This window comes from Paenibacillus montanisoli (assembly GCF_003268025.1).
Lineage (GTDB): Bacteria > Bacillota > Bacilli > Paenibacillales > Paenibacillaceae > Paenibacillus_Z > Paenibacillus_Z montanisoli.
This window is the reverse complement of the sequence record NZ_QLUW01000002.1, coordinates 752,425-768,549: the sequence shown is the minus strand read 5'-3', so window position 1 is coordinate 768,549 and position 16,125 is coordinate 752,425. Positions and strand designations below refer to the sequence as shown.

Annotated in this window: 16 protein-coding genes; 13 read left to right on the top strand and 3 right to left on the bottom strand. The window is 54.0% G+C overall.

The window, feature by feature from the left end; all coding sequences use genetic code 11:
• The first annotated feature begins 96 nt into the window (after positions 1 to 96).
• From lepB to DL346_RS12840, 3 genes are all read left to right on the top strand, one after another.
• The gene (gene lepB / locus DL346_RS12850) at positions 97 to 750 is read left to right on the top strand and encodes a signal peptidase I (protein WP_112883099.1); all 654 of its coding nucleotides are present in this window, start codon (positions 97 to 99) and stop codon (positions 748 to 750) included.
• Between the two features lie 13 nt (positions 751 to 763).
• The gene (gene ylqF / locus DL346_RS12845; protein WP_112882505.1) at positions 764 to 1,639 is read left to right on the top strand and encodes a ribosome biogenesis GTPase YlqF; all 876 of its coding nucleotides are present in this window, start codon (positions 764 to 766) and stop codon (positions 1,637 to 1,639) included.
• A gap of 73 nt (positions 1,640 to 1,712) precedes the next feature.
• Positions 1,713 to 2,324 carry a ribonuclease HII gene (locus tag DL346_RS12840; RefSeq protein ID WP_112883098.1) on the top strand — a complete coding sequence of 204 codons (612 nt, stop codon included), beginning with the start codon at positions 1,713 to 1,715 and terminating at the stop codon, positions 2,322 to 2,324.
• A 36-nt stretch (positions 2,325 to 2,360) separates the two neighbouring features.
• Here DL346_RS12840 and nagB read toward each other — a convergent pair whose 3' ends face one another.
• Positions 2,361 to 3,095: a glucosamine-6-phosphate deaminase gene (gene nagB, locus DL346_RS12835; protein WP_112882504.1), complete on the bottom strand. Its 735-nt coding sequence runs from the start codon at positions 3,093 to 3,095 to the stop codon at positions 2,361 to 2,363.
• 334 nt (positions 3,096 to 3,429) lie between these two features.
• Between nagB and DL346_RS12830 the strand changes: the two genes are divergently transcribed.
• The 8 genes from DL346_RS12830 (at position 3,430) to DL346_RS12795 (ending at position 11,303) form a co-directional block, all read left to right on the top strand.
• Positions 3,430 to 4,284, top strand: coding sequence for a PRD domain-containing protein (locus DL346_RS12830; protein ID WP_240633151.1), 855 nt, complete (start codon positions 3,430 to 3,432; stop codon positions 4,282 to 4,284).
• A 30-nt stretch (positions 4,285 to 4,314) separates the two neighbouring features.
• On the top strand, positions 4,315 to 4,815 hold the full coding sequence (locus tag DL346_RS12825) for a PTS sugar transporter subunit IIA (protein WP_112882502.1): 501 nt from the start codon (positions 4,315 to 4,317) through the stop codon (positions 4,813 to 4,815).
• Between the two features lie 25 nt (positions 4,816 to 4,840).
• Positions 4,841 to 6,286, top strand: a complete 1,446-nt coding sequence (nagE, locus tag DL346_RS12820) for an N-acetylglucosamine-specific PTS transporter subunit IIBC (protein WP_112882501.1) — start codon at positions 4,841 to 4,843, stop codon at positions 6,284 to 6,286.
• A gap of 48 nt (positions 6,287 to 6,334) precedes the next feature.
• Positions 6,335 to 6,598 (top strand): HPr family phosphocarrier protein, encoded by a 264-nt coding sequence (locus DL346_RS12815; RefSeq protein WP_240633150.1) that lies wholly within the window; start codon positions 6,335 to 6,337, stop codon positions 6,596 to 6,598.
• Positions 6,599 to 6,610: 12 nt separating this feature from the next.
• Positions 6,611 to 8,389 carry a phosphoenolpyruvate--protein phosphotransferase gene (gene ptsP / locus DL346_RS12810; protein WP_112882500.1) on the top strand — a complete coding sequence of 593 codons (1,779 nt, stop codon included), beginning with the start codon at positions 6,611 to 6,613 and terminating at the stop codon, positions 8,387 to 8,389.
• Between the two features lie 258 nt (positions 8,390 to 8,647).
• A complete protein-coding gene (locus DL346_RS12805) occupies positions 8,648 to 10,576 on the top strand; it encodes a flagellar hook-length control protein FliK (RefSeq protein WP_112882499.1) in 1,929 nt (642 codons plus the stop codon).
• On the top strand, positions 10,573 to 10,899 hold the full coding sequence (locus tag DL346_RS12800) for an EscU/YscU/HrcU family type III secretion system export apparatus switch protein (RefSeq protein WP_112882498.1): 327 nt from the start codon (positions 10,573 to 10,575) through the stop codon (positions 10,897 to 10,899). The genes DL346_RS12805 and DL346_RS12800 overlap by 4 nt, the downstream gene beginning before the upstream one ends.
• Entirely contained in the window at positions 10,896 to 11,303 is a 408-nt protein-coding gene (locus tag DL346_RS12795) for a YraN family protein (protein ID WP_112882497.1), read from the top strand. The genes DL346_RS12800 and DL346_RS12795 overlap by 4 nt, the downstream gene beginning before the upstream one ends.
• A 54-nt stretch (positions 11,304 to 11,357) precedes the next feature.
• Here DL346_RS12795 and DL346_RS12790 read toward each other — a convergent pair whose 3' ends face one another.
• Both DL346_RS12790 and DL346_RS12785 read right to left on the bottom strand, forming a co-directional pair.
• The gene (locus DL346_RS12790) at positions 11,358 to 12,920 is read right to left on the bottom strand and encodes a YifB family Mg chelatase-like AAA ATPase (protein WP_206098514.1); all 1,563 of its coding nucleotides are present in this window, start codon (positions 12,918 to 12,920) and stop codon (positions 11,358 to 11,360) included.
• Between the two features lie 115 nt (positions 12,921 to 13,035).
• The gene (locus tag DL346_RS12785) at positions 13,036 to 13,497 is read right to left on the bottom strand and encodes a DinB family protein (protein ID WP_165822496.1); all 462 of its coding nucleotides are present in this window, start codon (positions 13,495 to 13,497) and stop codon (positions 13,036 to 13,038) included.
• Between the two features lie 316 nt (positions 13,498 to 13,813).
• Between DL346_RS12785 and sucC the strand changes: the two genes are divergently transcribed.
• On the top strand, positions 13,814 to 14,974 hold the full coding sequence (sucC, locus tag DL346_RS12780) for an ADP-forming succinate--CoA ligase subunit beta (RefSeq protein WP_112882495.1): 1,161 nt from the start codon (positions 13,814 to 13,816) through the stop codon (positions 14,972 to 14,974).
• 56 nt (positions 14,975 to 15,030) lie between these two features.
• Complete coding sequence (gene sucD, locus DL346_RS12775; protein WP_112882494.1) at positions 15,031 to 15,960, top strand: succinate--CoA ligase subunit alpha; 930 nt, start codon at positions 15,031 to 15,033, stop codon at positions 15,958 to 15,960.
• Positions 15,961 to 16,125 lie beyond the last annotated feature (165 nt).

Genomic DNA, 16,125 nt, shown 5'->3' with positions numbered 1-16,125 from the left:
TCGTTTTTTTACATAACGATACTCCCAGCATAGAAGAGGGTGGATTTTGTGGATCAGCAGCACCGCACAGAAGAGACAAGGCAAAACTCAACCGATATGGGACAGCAGGAGCACGTGCGTGCTGGGGATGACGGTTCGGAGCCAACGGTGACAAGAGGCAGCCGCACGAATGGAAGCCGCGCGCAGAAGGAAGTGTTCGAGTGGGTAAAAGCGCTCGCGATTGCTGCCATTCTCGTGCTCGTCATTCGTTATTTTTTGTTCGCGCCGTTTATCGTGGACGGGCCGTCGATGGAACCGACCTTCTATACGGGTGAACGACTTATCGTAAATAAAGTGATCTACGACATCCGGAAGCCGCAGCGCGGCGAAGTGATTGTATTCCATGTTCCCGAAGAGGGAAGAGATTTCATTAAGCGCGTCATCGCAGTTCCCGGCGATAAGGTCAAATACGAAGGCGATGATCTGTACATTAACGGGAAGAAGGTTGATGAGCCTTACTTGAAGGAATCGATAGCCGAGGCGAATGCGCAGGGCGAGGATTTCAATAATCAAGGGGCAGACCGCAACTTCCCGAACGCGAACTTCACGACAGACGTCGTGCCTGAAGGCACGGTGCTTGCTTTCGGCGACAATCGCCGCAACAGCAAGGACAGCCGGATGATCGGCTTTATCTCGACGAAGGAGATCGTCGGCCGGGCGGACATTATTTTCTGGCCGATGGACAAAATTTCTCTTGTGAACCACGAATGAGGTGACAGGCAACATGACGATTCAATGGTTTCCCGGCCATATGACGAGAGCGCGCAGGGAAATCCAAGACAAGCTCAAGCTGATTGACATTGCGATCGAGCTGCTGGATGCCCGCGTGCCGCTGTCGAGCCGAAACCCGATGATTGATGAGATCCTCTTGAATAAACCTAGATTGATTTTACTAAACAAAGCGGATTTGGCGGATGCCCGTACAACGGAAAAGTGGATGGCTTACTTTGCTGGCTTAGGTCATACGAGCTTGGCCATCGATTCTTCGACAGGAACAAGGGTCAATGAAATTCCGGTTAAAGTAAAGCAATTGCTCCATGACAAAATCGAGAAGCAAATTTTGAAAGGCATGAAGCCGAGAGCGATCCGCGGCTTGATCGTCGGCATTCCGAACGTGGGGAAATCGACTCTGATCAATCGGCTGGCAGGCCGGAGCATTGCGGCAACCGGCGATCGTCCCGGCGTGACGAAGGGACAGCAATGGATCAAAGTCGGCACGGAGATGGAACTGCTCGATACGCCGGGTATTTTATGGCCGAAGTTCGAAGACCAGCTTGTCGGACAGCGGCTTGCCATGACCGGAGCGATTCGCGAGCAGGTACTGAACATTGAAGACATTGCGTTCTTTGCCGTGAAGGAGCTGGCCAAGCGCTACTGGCCAGAGCTTGTGGAACGGTTCGGTTTGACGACGGCGCCGCCGAGCGATCTCGACGATGCCGACGAAATCGTGCGCGTGATGGAGGATATCGGAAGGAAGCGGGGATGTCTGGTCAGCGGCGGCCGCGTCGATCTGGAAAAGGCATCCGGCATTATTTTGCGTGAATTGCGTGCCGGCAATCTTGGCCGGATTTCACTGGAATCACCGGATGATTTGATGTAAGAATGAACGGCTGCCTACATGGTTAGGGAGCCGTTTGTTTTTTAAGTTTACAGGGGAAGCGGGGGAACTGGTCGTGTTGGAATTCGAGAAGCCGCTGTGGGAGCAGGGGTATAGAAGCATTGCCGGCATTGATGAGGTTGGGCGCGGTTGTTTGTTCGGCGATGTCGTGGCGGCTGCCGTGATATTACCGGAGGGACTGGTGCTGGACGGCATTGATGATTCGAAGAAGCTGACCGAGAAAAAGCGCGAGGAGCTGTACGAGCTCATTACGGACCAAGCGGAAGCTTGGGCGGTTTCCTGCGTCAATGCGGCCGTCGTGGATGAAATCAATATCAAGCAGGCGGCGCGGCTTGCGATGAGGCAGGCGGTCGAGCTGCTAACCATCCGGCCTGATTATTTGCTCGTCGATGCGGAGAAGGTGGATATTCCACTTCCGCAGGAAGCGATCATTAAAGGCGATGCGCGAAGCCAATCCATTGCAGCTGCTTCTATCGTTGCCAAGGTGACGCGGGATCGGCTGTGCAAGGACGAGTGGGATCGGCTGTATCCGGAGTACGGCATCGCGATACATAAAGGCTATGCAACGAAGCTGCACCGAGAGAAACTGCTGGAATACGGAGCGAGCCCCATGCACCGCCAAAGCTTCCTCGGGAAGCTGTTTGTGGAGCAGCAGGTTTTGTTTTAAAATAGAGGGCTCCCTAAGCGGGAACCCTGTCTGCCACTAACTCGGTTTCAGCAATTTACCCGCTTGTTCGTTCAGCAGGACGACCAGATGAGGGTGAGTTTGCAGCAATGATGCCGGGCATTCCGTTGTGATGGGGCCATTCAGCGCGCGGTTAACGATTTCCGCTTTGTCCGCGCCGCGCACAACCAGCACAATCATTTTGGCTTGCAAAATGGTACCTACCCCCATTGTGATGGCATGGCGCGGAACCAGTTCAGGACGGTCAAAGAAGCGAGCGTTTGCCTGGCGCGTCTTGTCGGCCAGCTCTACGATATGCGTGCCGCGCAGCAGAGCGTGAGCGGGCTCGTTAAAGCCGATATGCCCGTTATGACCAAGGCCGAGCAGCTGCAGATCGATCGGACCGACATCCTCGATAAGCTGATCGTAGCGACGGCATTCCGCTTCCAAATCGGCCTCATTTCCGTCGGGAATATGTGCCTGTGCAGGCTGCAGATCAATATGGGCAAATAAATGCTTCCGCATATACGAACGATAGCTTTCGGGATGATCGGACGGAAGGCCGACATATTCATCCAAATTAAAGGACGTAACCTCATGAAAGCTGACGAAGCCGCGCTGGTAGTCCCGTACCACTTGTTCATAAATGCCGACCGGCGTTCCTCCCGTAGCTAAGCCGAGCACCGCATGCGGATTTGTTTGTACCAAGCTGGTAATCATATTCGCACAGGCTTCGTTCAATTTCTCGTCGGAATCGAAGGTTAATACGTTCATGCGTTTGACGACAACTCCTTGCTAGGCAGCCTGCCTGATTTGGAAACATCGGAAAAGTTCCGGCTTTCAACGTTCTTTAGGTTTTCCACTTTTTCTTCGATTGCATGCACCAAGTGACAAGGCTGGATCGAATTTCCCTGTTGACGGAATCGCTTTCATAACTTATAGTTATCACTAGCCAATGAAATAAGAACAAGCAAAGCTGCTTGGCGTGTTACTAGTCCGACTAGGCATAAGCCAAGGAAAGAGCGTCACCGGATCGTTCCGGTGTCTCTTTCCTTGGTTTTTTTTTGTCCTGAACGGGGAGTTTATTCTCAAAGGAGGGTTTGTTTTGGTGCTTAGGGGCAAGCTGCAGATCGACCGGATCGTCGGCAATAATGTCATTTTGACGTTCGATCCGGAGTCATTGCTCGAGTATGTGCTGTTCGGCAAAGGGCTTGGTTTTTCTTGCAAGGAACAGCAGCACATCGATGCCGAAGATCCCCGCATTGAGAAGAGGTACCGGCTCGATGATAAAAATCAAGCCCGGCAGTACCATCTCTTGCTGGAAGAGCTGGATCCGGAGGTTGTTCAAATTTCCGAGCAGATCATCGCCGAATTGCAGAAACGGCGGGGTGTTCCGGTTGACCCGAAGGTTTACTTTGCCCTTCCGAGCCACATTCAATTTGCGGTGTATCGGCTTCGGAACGGCATGGACATTACGAACCCTTTTCTGTACGAAACGAAAATGTGTTACCCGGAGGATTACGAAATCGCCTCCCGAGCAGCCGAGATCATCAGCGACAAGTTTGACGTCCGGATTCCGGAGGACGAAATTGGCTTCTTAACGTTTCACATCCATTCTGCCTCCGGATCGGTATCGGCTGGACAGCTCGTCAAAATGACCGAGCTGATGAACGCAGTCGTCGAACGAATCGAGCAATGGCGTGGAAAGCCGTTTTCTCGGGACAGCGCCGATTACGCAAGGCTGATCACTCACCTGCGCTATGCGTTAGAACGGATCACCCGGCATAAGACGGTTGCAAATCCATTCGTACATGAGATCCGTGACCAATATCCGAAGGAATATCAGTTCGCTTTAGAATTGGCGAAACTGATCGAAGCTGAGCTTGACCTTCAGGTGCAGCCTGACGAGGCTGGTTTTCTAGCGATGCATCTCTACCGATTAGCCCAGCTTGCAGATAAGTAGGCGTTCAATAACAACAAGGAGTGGACAGACATGATTTCCAAACTTTTTGGCAGCAAGGCTTCGAAGATGAAAATAGATGTAGCGGCTCCGGTCAGCGGAGAGCTAGTACCGTTGCAAAGCGTGCCGGATGAGGCGTTCGCGCAAGGCTTGATGGGAGACGGGGTAGCGATTGAACCGTCGGAAGGACTTGTCGTTGCACCGTTCGACGGGGTGATCAGTCACTTGATTGATACGCATCATGCCGTAATCGTGGAGCATGCGTCCGGCTTGCAGCTGCTCATTCACATCGGCATTAATACGGTTGCGCTGAAAGGCGAGGGATATAAGGCGTTGGTCCAGACCGGAGATACGGTAAAATCTGGTCAGCCGCTCATTGAATTCAATCCGGAGTTTATTCGTAAATCCGGCTATTCAACGGTAACGCCAATCATCGTCGTGAATGAAGATGAACCGGAGAAGGTGGAATGCTCTTTTAATCCGGTCACGGCCGGCGATCCGGCAGTGCTAAGCATATCTTTGAAATCATCGTAATTATATACCCAGGAGGAAGGTCATCATGCTTGCTTTTTTGCAAAAAATCGGTAAATCTCTCATGCTTCCTGTTGCTGCTTTACCTGCGGCCGCACTGCTGCTCCGTTTCGGAAACATCGACTATGTCAAAGATTTCAACATGGGCGGCGCGGGAGAGTTTTTAAATCAGTATATCGCTCCGTTTCTGGCAGCGGGCGGCGCGGCGATTTTCGATAATTTGCCGCTCATTTTCGCCATTGGCGTAGCCATTGGGATGGCTGGCGATGCTGTAGCTACGCTGGCTGCGGTCATTGCCTACATGGTGCTTACGAATGTACTGGCGAAAATTCCGATCGTGTTCGCCAACTTAGTCGAAAAGGATACGACCCTGAACATGGGGGTTCTCGGCGGTATCCTTGCCGGACTTGTCGCTTCTTACTTGTATAAGAAATACCATGACATCAAGTTGCCGGATTGGCTTGGATTTTTCGGAGGCAAACGGTTTGTGCCGATTATTACCTCATTCGTGATGGTGCTTGTCGGTCTGTTGTTCGGCTTGATTTGGGGTCCGGTACAAGGGGCGCTGGACAGCTTCGGCCGGTGGATCGTCGAGCTTGGCGGCGTAGGCGCGTTTATCTTTATGACGGCTAACCGATTGCTCATCCCTTTCGGTCTCCATCACGTTCTCAACTCGATTGCCTGGTTCCAAATCGGCGATTTCACCGATGCGGCCGGCAATGTGGTCCATGGCGACTTGCACCGTTTCTTCGCCGGAGACAAGACGGCGGGCATGTTTATGACCGGGTTCTTCCCGATCATGATGTTTGCGCTGCCGGCAGCGGCTTTTGCCATTATTCATACGGCAAAACCCGAGAAGAGAAAACTGATCTCTTCGATTTTCCTTGGCACGGCGCTATGTTCATTCCTGACAGGGATTACCGAACCGCTCGAATTCGCCTTTATGTTCGTGGCACCGGTGCTTTATATCATTCATGCTTTGTTGACCGGTTTATCCGCATTTATCGTAACCGAGATGGGCATCCATCACGGATTCGGGTTTTCAGCCGGTTTCCTGGATTACGCAATTAACTACCCGCTAGCGACGAAACCGCTGCTGCTCATTCCGATCGGCCTCGTGTATGCGGTTGTGTACTATGTGCTGTTCCGAATCGTTATCGTTGCGCTGAATTTGAAGACACCGGGGCGCGAGGAGGACAATGAAGACGTAGAGCATGCGACAGTCGGCAATGCCACGGGCGGTGAGAAAGCTGATTTGGTGCTAGCAGCGCTTGGCGGAGCGGGTAACATCGAGAGCATAGATGCATGCATTACGCGGCTGCGCCTGGTTGTTAAAGATGAGCGAGCCGTAAATGACGTTGAATTGAAGAAGCTGGGCGCATCGGGCGTCATGAGGCTTGGCAAAGGCACGGTTCAAGCGATTTTCGGAACGCAGTCGGAACGGTTGAAAGAACAAATCAAGCGCAAGATGTAGATCACTGTTTGAGATTGACTAGATAATAAGCGACTATGAGGAGGAGCTATGGTGGAGAAATCATTTATTGTCATGAACCCGACAGGCATTCATGCCCGTCCTGCCAAAAAAATCGTCGAGGCAGCGAAGCTGTGCAGCGGAGCTGTACTGCTGGAGAAGGACGATAAGAAGGTTAGCGCAAAAAGTCTTGTAAACGTGCTGGCCATTGGAGCGAAGCATGGCGATACGGTAACGGTCAGCGCGGAGGGCGATCAGGCAGAAGCCGCAATCGAAGCAATTGGGACGGTATTTGCCGCCGTTGAAGTACACTAGGAGGCGGTAGCCATGGCATTGCGGGAATTGATGGGGACTGCCGCATCGGAAGGGTTAGCCATCGGCCGTGCGGTCGTGATGCGCGAGGAAGCTGCCCCACAGGCGATGGCCTATATCGAGGCCGGTGCCGAGGAAGCGGAGCTGCTGCGGTTCGATCGCGCAGTCGCGGCTGCCGCTCAAGAGCTGGAAGCTTTACGAAGCCGTATGGAAGCCGAAGAGCGGGAGCAGGAAGCCGAGATATTTGAAGCGCATTTGATGCTGCTTGAAGATGAAGAGCTGATTGGACAGGCACAGTCGTCCATCCGCGAGCAGCGCTTCTCGGCTGACTCGGCCATGTCCGATGCCGCAGACAAAGTAGCGGAGCTGCTCGCGAGCTTGGACGACGCCTATTTGCGGGAGAGAGCAGCCGACATACGTGACGTGAGCCGGAGGGTTATTCGCCTGCTGCGCGCCGGACAAGGACCCGATGGAGTCTTGGCGTTTGTGGGAAATGACGAGGGGCTTGAGCGATCAGAGAAATCGGTTCTGATCGCTCATGATTTGACGCCATCGGATACGGCGCAGCTTGATACGGCTTCAATAGCCGGGTTTATAACCGCCATAGGCGGGCGAACATCGCACTCGGCGATTATCGCCCGTTCGGTGGGCATTCCTGCGGTAGTCGGTACCGGCAAGGCGATCGATGAAGTGAAAGACGGCCAGCTTGTCATCGTAGATGGCGGAACAGGAATTGTACTGGTAGAGCCAACGGAAAGCGAACTCGCGCACTATCGCGAGCTGCAGCGCAGACAGGCGGCTAGGCAAGAACGATTGAAGCCTTTTCACGGCTTGCCGTCAGTCAGCGCCGACGGTCATCGCGTTGAGCTCGTGGCCAATATCGGATCCGTACAGGATGCCCAGCAAGCGCTGAAGCAAGGGGCAGAAGGAATAGGGTTGTTTCGTACCGAGTTTCTTTTTATGGGACGTCCGGATTTGCCGAAAGAGGACGAGCAGTTTGCGGCGTATCGCTCCGTGGCGGAGACATTCGGCAAAGATGCGCCGATTGTGATCCGTACGATGGATATCGGGGGCGACAAGGAATTGCCTAGTTTGCAGCTGGATCGGGAGGAGAACCCGTTCCTAGGTTACCGGGCGATTCGAATCTCCCTTGATCGTCCGGAGTTGTTTAAGACTCAGCTGCGGGCGATATTGAAGGCCAGCGCCTATGGGAATCTGAAGGTCATGTTTCCGATGATCGCTACGCTGGAAGAATGGCGGAAAGCTAAAGGGCTGCTGGAAGCGTGCAAGCAGGAGCTGACTACCGAAGGAGTTCCATATAACGAGCGAATCGAGGCGGGGATTATGATCGAGATTCCCGCGGCGGCCCTTTTGGCCGACCGTTTCGCGCGCGAAGCGGATTTCTTCAGTATCGGAACCAATGACTTAGTTCAATATACAATGGCTGCTGATCGAATGAATTCGAAGCTCGGGTATTTATCGGATCCGCTGCATCCGGCGGTGCTGCGGCTGATTGAGATGGTGATCCGCGCAGCTCACAGGGAAAATAAATGGGCAGGCATGTGCGGCGAAATGGCCGGTCAGCCGATGGCACTGCCCATTCTGCTCGGAATGGGTCTCGACGAGTTCAGTATGAGCGCGGCAGCGGTATTGCCGGCTCGCGCGCTCATAGCAGAGCTGGATCGCGGTAAACTAATTGACTTGGCTGATAAGGTACTGGAGTTGGAAGATGCAGCTGCCGTCCGGGAGTATGTGAAACAGCATGTTCCGGCGTTGAATGAGGTTTTGGATTGATTGAAGCTGAAACGAAGACCGAAAGAGGCGTTAATGCTTTTTTCGGTCTTTTTTTCATATAATGAAAGAAGTGAATGAAAGAATTGTACGGAAGTGCGAATGTTGGTAAACCGTTCGTTCTCTTTAATGGGATGAACGGTTTTTTGTGGCGTTTATTAATCTGCATCGCGATCCGAGCCGATAATAGGATTAAGGTTAATAGACTGACAACCGCCGGAAGGCGGGCCTCGGGTCAGAAATGGAAGGAAGCGGCGCATCATGACATTATCGATAGGACAACTGATGAAAGGGCTGCTTGGCGACGTGCAGCCAGTTGACAGCAAGGCGCTTGAGCTGAAGGTCGGCCAGATCGTACGGGGCGTGCTTATGAAAATGCTTAGCGACCAAGAAGCGGTCATTCAAATAAACGGCATGCAGGTGCAAGCGAAACTGGAAGCTCCTCTGCAGCCGGGACAGTCAACACTACTCCAGGTGCAGCCGCATTCGCTTGACGGGACGCTCGTCTTGAAGATGGTAGACCAGCAGGCGGCTGCGCTGCCGGAGGCGAGCGTGAAAGATTGGTTGAAGGCTGCTGGCTTGCCGGAGCAGAAATGGTCAGCGGAGCTGGTTCGGGATCTCCGTCGGGATGGCGGTGCATTGACACGGGAAACGGCGAGTCAGTTTAAGCAAGCGTTCGCTGCCATGCCCGCCGGCAGCGATGCGCGGTCATGGTCGGGGGCGGCCGCGCTGGCTTTCAAACGCGGCCTGCCGATGACAAGCGCGACAATCGGCGCGCTTGCGCAGACGCTCTCGGGCGCGCCGGCGCATGAGCTGCTTGCAGCGCTGGAGCGGGGGCTTGCCGCCTGGAGCGGCGCGTCCGCCGGGGATGCGGCAGACGAGTCCGCGCAGCCGCGCACGGCGGGGCAGGCGGCCGCGGCGAAGCTGCAAACGCTGCTGGCCGAAGGCGCAGCGTTGATGCGCGCAGCGCAGGGCGGGGCGGAGGCGCAGCCGCCCGCATTCGCCGCAGGCGCGCGAGGCGCCGCAGCGGAGCCGGCATCAGCGGGAGCAGCGGGCATCGCTGCTGCTCCCGCTGATGCGCCGCGCAGCGCTGCGGCGGGCACGGCCGCGCCGGGCGCCGGAGGCGCAGCCGCGGCAGGCGCGCAGCCCGCGGCGCGAGCGGCGTCGCAGCCGCAGGCGCCTGCGGCGGCCATTGCGCCGGCCGGCACCGCGGCGCCCGCGCCGGAAGCGGCCGCGACTAGCGGCGCAAGCGCCCAAGGCGCCGGCACGGCAGCGCAAGGGCAAGGGCCGCAGGCCGCGGCGAACTCATCGTCCAACTGGGTGGGACAGATGATGAAATGGCTTGGCGTAGATCACGAGCGCTTGCTCGCTGCGTCAGCCGCCAACGAACAGCTGAAAGCCGGCAAGCTGCTTGAAACGCCGAGGCAGTCGCCGACTGAAGCCGAAGCCCGAACGCTGCATGGGAAAGGGCGGCAGCAGACAGATCAGTCCATGGAAATGGCCAAAGGAACTGCCATGGATTCTGCCATAGAGACTATCCTTCGTGACCGAATGCAAATTCAACCGGGAAGCGCGTCTCTTCCGGCTGCGCCGATCGAGGACAATGCGGCAGATCCGGCCAAACACGCAGCCGATACGCTTAAGAGTGCGCTCATGACATTAGCATCCGCGGAGGATGTTCCGAAGCCCCTTCGAGATGCGGCTCAACAGCTCGTTTCACACATCACGGGTCAGCAGCTGCTGCTCACTCCGGAACGGACAAGCTCTTTGTTTTCACACGTGACGATGTTTATCCCTTTGCAAGGGGAAAACGGCAGTCAAACGGCATCCGTACACATCCAGACACGGCGCGGCCGCAAAGGCGAGCTCGATGCGAATAATTGCAGGCTGCTGTTTGACCTGCGGATGAACTCCTTAGGAGAAACCGTGGTGGACGTACAGGTCGTCGATAAAATTGTCAATTTAAATTTATGGAACGATCACCCGCTCTCTGCGACAATAATCGAATCTTCACGTACCGAGCTTGCCGAAGCGCTGCGAAATGCCGGTTATCAGCTGCTTTCGTTGAAGGCGACGCCGATGCCGGATCGAGTGATACAGCGGTTGAATGAGGCGGAGGCAAAGGCTCCGGGATCCAGCAGAACGGAATGGTCCACGAAGCCATATAAGGGAGTGGATTATCGGGCATGAACAAGCAAAATGATAAACCCTCGCCGTCCGTGGTAAAGGGCGGGCATCTCGCCCCGCGCCTCAAAGCGGTGGCGCTAAAATACGAACCTGGCGATCGCAATGCCCCTGTCGTTGTGGCAAAAGGAACAGGCAGAATGGCGGAAGCCATCATGGATAAGGCCGCCCAAAGCGGGGTTCCCATTCAACAAGATACATCGCTGGTAGAGGTGCTCTCGAAGCTTGATTTGGATCAGGAGGTACCGCCTGAGCTTTACACGCTGGTAGCCGAAATACTGTCCTTCGTTTACCGTTCCGATAAGCGGGCAGGTGGCAGCAAAGTATGAAGCCTAATAAAAAGACACTTAAAACCGATACGAGACAAGCCATCGGCAAGTTCGGTGAAGATGAAGCGGTCCGGTACTTGATGGAGCAGGGCTACGTCATCGCGCATCGTAATTGGCGATGCCGGTCCGGCGAACTGGATATCGTCGCGAAACGCAATTCCGCAGTCGTCGTTGTCGAGGTGCGGACGCGCAGAGCAGGAGGGCGGTTCGGCACGGCTGCGGAATCGGTCGATGCGCGAAAGCAGCTTCAAGTCAGATCGACAACGGAGGTCTATCTGGCAATGAATAAGCTGCATCATTCACAAGTAAGATTCGATGTGATTGCGATAACAGCGGCTGCTGGAACAGATCGACTACAACCATATGAAGTAATCGAGTTGAAGCATATAGAATCTGCGTTCTAAAGACTCTGAGAATACTTGCACATTTCAATGAGATGCGGCTGCATCTCATTTTTATTAGATTGCATGCAGCTTCCGGTCCAAGCTGCGATACCCGATCGCTTCGGCTACATGTTGGCTGTCTACGCAATCGCTTGCTTCCAAGTCGGCTATCGTGCGTGATAGCTTCAAGATCCGGTCATGCGCGCGCAAGCTTACTCCTAGGTTGTCGAAAGCCGAACGGAGCAATTGCTCGGCTTCTCTTGTCATGTGCACCGCTTTGCGAAGTGAAGCTCCTGCCAGCTCAGCTGGTGGCCGCATAGAACCTTTCGTTGTTCTGGCATTACGGCGTTCTGTGGCCGCCAACACGATTTCTCTCATTTGCGCGGAGTTCATGCCGCTTTTCAGCCCTTCGGTTGAAGGGGGCCGAGGTACTTCGATATGCATATCGATACGGTCAAGCAGCGGTCCGGAAATTTTGGCCCGGTAGCGGGCAAGGGCGAGCTCGCTGCAAACACAGCGATGCTCATCGGTATCGTGACCATAGTAGCCGCAGGGACACGGATTCATAGAAGCGGCTAACAGAAAATGCGACGGAAAGCGGAATACGGCGCGAGACCTGGAAATCGTGACCTCGCGGTCCTCCAGCGGCTGACGCAGTACTTCCAGTGCCGATCGCGAAAATTCGGGGAGCTCGTCCAAAAACAGCAGACCTCGATGAGCCAGCGTTACTTCGCCCGGTCTTGGAATGGAACCGCCCCCAATTAAGCCAGCTGAGGAAATCGTGTGATGCGGACTTCGGAAAGGGCGTTCCCGCATCAGCGTCGGAATGCCACCCGGAAGCTTCCCGGCGGCACTATAGATTTTCGTGACTTGAAGCGCTTCTACATCGCTCAGCGGAGGCATGATGCCTGGCAGCCGCCTGGCCAGCATCGTTTTGCCGGTTCCCGGAGGACCCGATAAAAGCACATTATGTTGACCGCAGGCTGCGATAAGCAGCGCTCGTTTCGCATGGTGCTGTCCGAGTACATCGCCGAAATCGTCGCTGCCGATACCTTTCTCTTTGCAGAGGCCCATACTCGCCGAATCTATGGAGCAGTCTGCCCTATAACGAAGCTGCTCCCAAGCCGATTCATCAACGGCAGCATTACTAAGCTCGCTTAAATGGGTGACGCCGAACAGCTGCATGCCTTCCAAACATGCGGCTTCGGCTGCGTTCGATTTGGGCAGCAGCACTTTCGTAATGCCGCTTAGCCTCGCCTGCTCGACCATTGCCAGCACGCCCGGAATGGCGCGCAGCTCCCCATTCAGCGCGAGCTCCCCAAGCACCAGCAAACCTTGGAACAACCGGCTCTTCAGCTGCCCGCTTGCCGTAAGAATGCCTGCCGCGATCGCCAGATCGAATGCGGTTCCTTCTTTGCGGAGATCCGCAGGGGCAAGGTTCACCGTGATTCGCTCCATAGGGAACGTAAACCCGCAATTCTTCACTGCCGCGCGAACGCGTTCCACCGATTCTCTGACTGCGGGATCGGGCAGTCCGACAATATTTACTTGAGGCAGCCCGTTCGAAATGTCGACCTCGACCGTAATGATTCTTCCCTCCACGCCATATACGCTGCCGCTGCAAATTTGAGTGTACAAAACAAAAAACACCTCCATCGTAATCGGATGAAGGTGCTTCCTCACAGGTCCGTATTTCAAACAATTGGGTTCCATCTTAGCGTGACGGTTGAACGATTATCAACGAAACACAATCTCATCCCGCAATAAAGCGTTCGATTTCTTCGCGGTGATGCCGGTCATGCGACACGAAATCCTCAAGATATTCCTCGATCGTAAACGGCTTGCCGTCCCCGTCGGTATATGAAGCTCCCCATTTCTCCGGAGACAGTTCGGACAACAGCTTAAAAAGCTCTTCCCGAACCGAAACGCATTCGTTCAAAAGCTGCTCCGGGCTTGTTTCGTTCGCATAGGCGGCAGCTTCGCGGTTAAAGTCGTTGAAATCAATCGATTTGAGCGTCAGCGGTTTTCCTTCGGCAATTGGACGGATCGCTTCTTGCAGGAAATGCTTGTCCCAGAGCATGATATGTCCGATTACGGCTCTTGTCGACCACTTTTCAGGCTTAAGCGGGGCGTTCCACAGATGATGAGGCAGCGTGCGCAAAGAATTTGCGAACGGGACTAGCGATTGAAATGCTGACAATAAGTAGTTGCTCACCCTCATTTGCCCCTTTCATTGAGTTGGTGTATATAGCTTAACACGAACAAACGTTCCTGTCAATATTTTGTAAAACTTAGGCAATACTAGTCAGGTAACCGTGCTTAAGATGGGGGCATTGGCTTCGGGCCGTCTAAGTCATCTCCAAAGATGCGACATTTCATAGTTTTCATATCGATATGAGATGAAACTAATATCAAAAAGGATGGCATTTTAGGCTAAAAAAATAGGAAAGCCATGACGAAACGTGTTACAATACTCTATGGTTTTGTGTACATACGTAGGATTTAACTGCGGATAGGAGGATTTTCGTTCAATGAATATCCATGAGTATCAGGGTAAACAACTGCTTAAGCAGTATGGGGTAGTCGTACCGGAAGGTAAAGTGGCGTTCTCTGTCGATGAAGCGGTGGCTGCAGCGGAAGCGCTGGGTACGCCGGTTGTCGTCGTTAAAGCACAAATTCACGCAGGCGGCCGCGGTAAAGCGGGCGGTGTAAAAGTTGCCAAAAATTTGGATGAGGTTCGCAGCTATGCTGACCAAATTCTCGGTAAAGTGCTTGTAACCCATCAAACGGGTCCAGAGGGGAAAGAAGTTAAGCGCCTGCTTATCGAGCAAGGCTGCGACATTAAAAAGGAATACTACATCGGTCTTGTCGTAGACCGCGTTACCGGCCGCATCGTCATGATGGCGTCCGAAGAAGGCGGCACTGAGATTGAAGAGGTAGCAGAGCACACGCCGGAGAAGATTTTCAAAGAAGTGATCGATCCCGCGGTCGGACTTCAAGTGTTCCAAGCGCGCAAGCTGGCTTACTCCATCAACATTCCAAACGAGCTGGTGGGCAAAGCCGCCAAGTTCATGCTTGCACTGTACACAGCGTTCGTTGAGAAGGATTGCTCGATCGCAGAGATCAATCCGCTCGTCGTAACAGGCGACGGCAACGTAATGGCGCTTGACGCGAAGCTGAACTTCGATTCCAACGCGCTTTACCGTCACAAAGACGTTCTTGAGCTGCGCGATTTGGACGAGGAAGACGAGAAGGAAATTCAAGCGTCCAAGTTCGATCTGAGCTACATCGCGCTCGATGGCAACATCGGCTGCATGGTTAACGGCGCAGGTCTTGCGATGGCGACAATGGATATTATCAAATACTACGGCGGCGACCCTGCCAACTTCCTTGACGTAGGGGGCGGCGCAACCAAAGAGAAAGTAACGGAAGCATTCAAAATCATTCTCTCCGACGAGAAGGTTAAGGGCATTTTCGTTAACATTTTCGGCGGTATCATGAAGTGCGATATTATCGCAGACGGTGTAATTTCGGCAGCGAAGGAGCTCGGTCTTGACCGTCCGCTCGTCGTTCGCCTGGAAGGCACGAACGTGGAACTCGGCAAAAAAATGTTGAACGAATCCGGACTAAACATCGTGGCTGCCGACTCTATGGCCGACGGTGCGCAAAAAATCGTCGCGCTAGTGAAGTAAGACATGAGTGTCGCGCTTAGGCGGCATACGAATTCATTTAGGGGATGTGAGTTTCGATGAGCATTTTGGTAGACAAAAATACAAAAGTCATTACCCAAGGTATTACCGGCGCTACAGGTTTGTTTCATGCGAAGGGCGCCCTGGATTACGGTACCCAAATGGTTGGCGGCGTTACGCCGGGCAAAGGCGGAACAAACGTCGATATTACGCTGGAGAACGGTAACGTTGTTTCCCTTCCGGTTTTCAATACAGTAGCCGAGGCGGTTGCCAAAACAGGTGCAACGGCATCCGTTATTTACGTACCGCCTGCTTTCGCGGCTGACTCCATTATGGAAGCTGTCGATGCGGAGCTTGATTTGGTTATCTGCATTACCGAAGGCATTCCCGTCATCGACATGATTAAAGTTAAACGGTACATGGAAGGCCGCAAAACGCGCCTGATCGGACCGAACTGCCCAGGCGTAATCACGCCGGGCGAGTGCAAAATCGGCATCATGCCGGGCTACATCCATACGAAAGGCCATGTAGGCGTCGTTTCCCGTTCCGGAACGCTTACATACGAGGCTGTACACCAGCTGACTACACGCGGTATCGGTCAATCCTCCGCGATTGGCATCGGCGGCGACCCTGTAAAAGGCTCCGAGTTCATTGACATTTTGAGCATGTTCAATGAAGATCCGGATACGTATGCCGTCATTATGATCGGCGAAATCGGCGGTTCCGCTGAAGAAGAAGCGGCCGAGTGGGTAAAAGCCAACATGAAGAAGCCGGTTGTCGGCTTCATCGGCGGCGCAACAGCTCCTCCAGGCAAACGGATGGGACATGCAGGCGCGATCATTTCCGGCGGTAAAGGTACTGCTGCCGAGAAAATCGCTACGCTTGAGAAATGCGGCATTCGCGTTGCTCCTACTCCTTCCGATATGGGGTCCACGCTTGTCAGCGTTCTGGAAGAGCGCGGCATGCTCGAGAAATGCAAAACGCATTAACAATTGGATAGCAGATAAGCATCAATTGAAGGTAAGCAACCTTCCGATCCGCCCGCCCGGGCTTTCGGAGGGTTGCTTTTTTTATTGATCCATCATACTCGGCTTGCATTCTCTATTCCTTGCAGTCAAAATAAGAATGAGTGTAAGCCGTCATAACAAAGGACG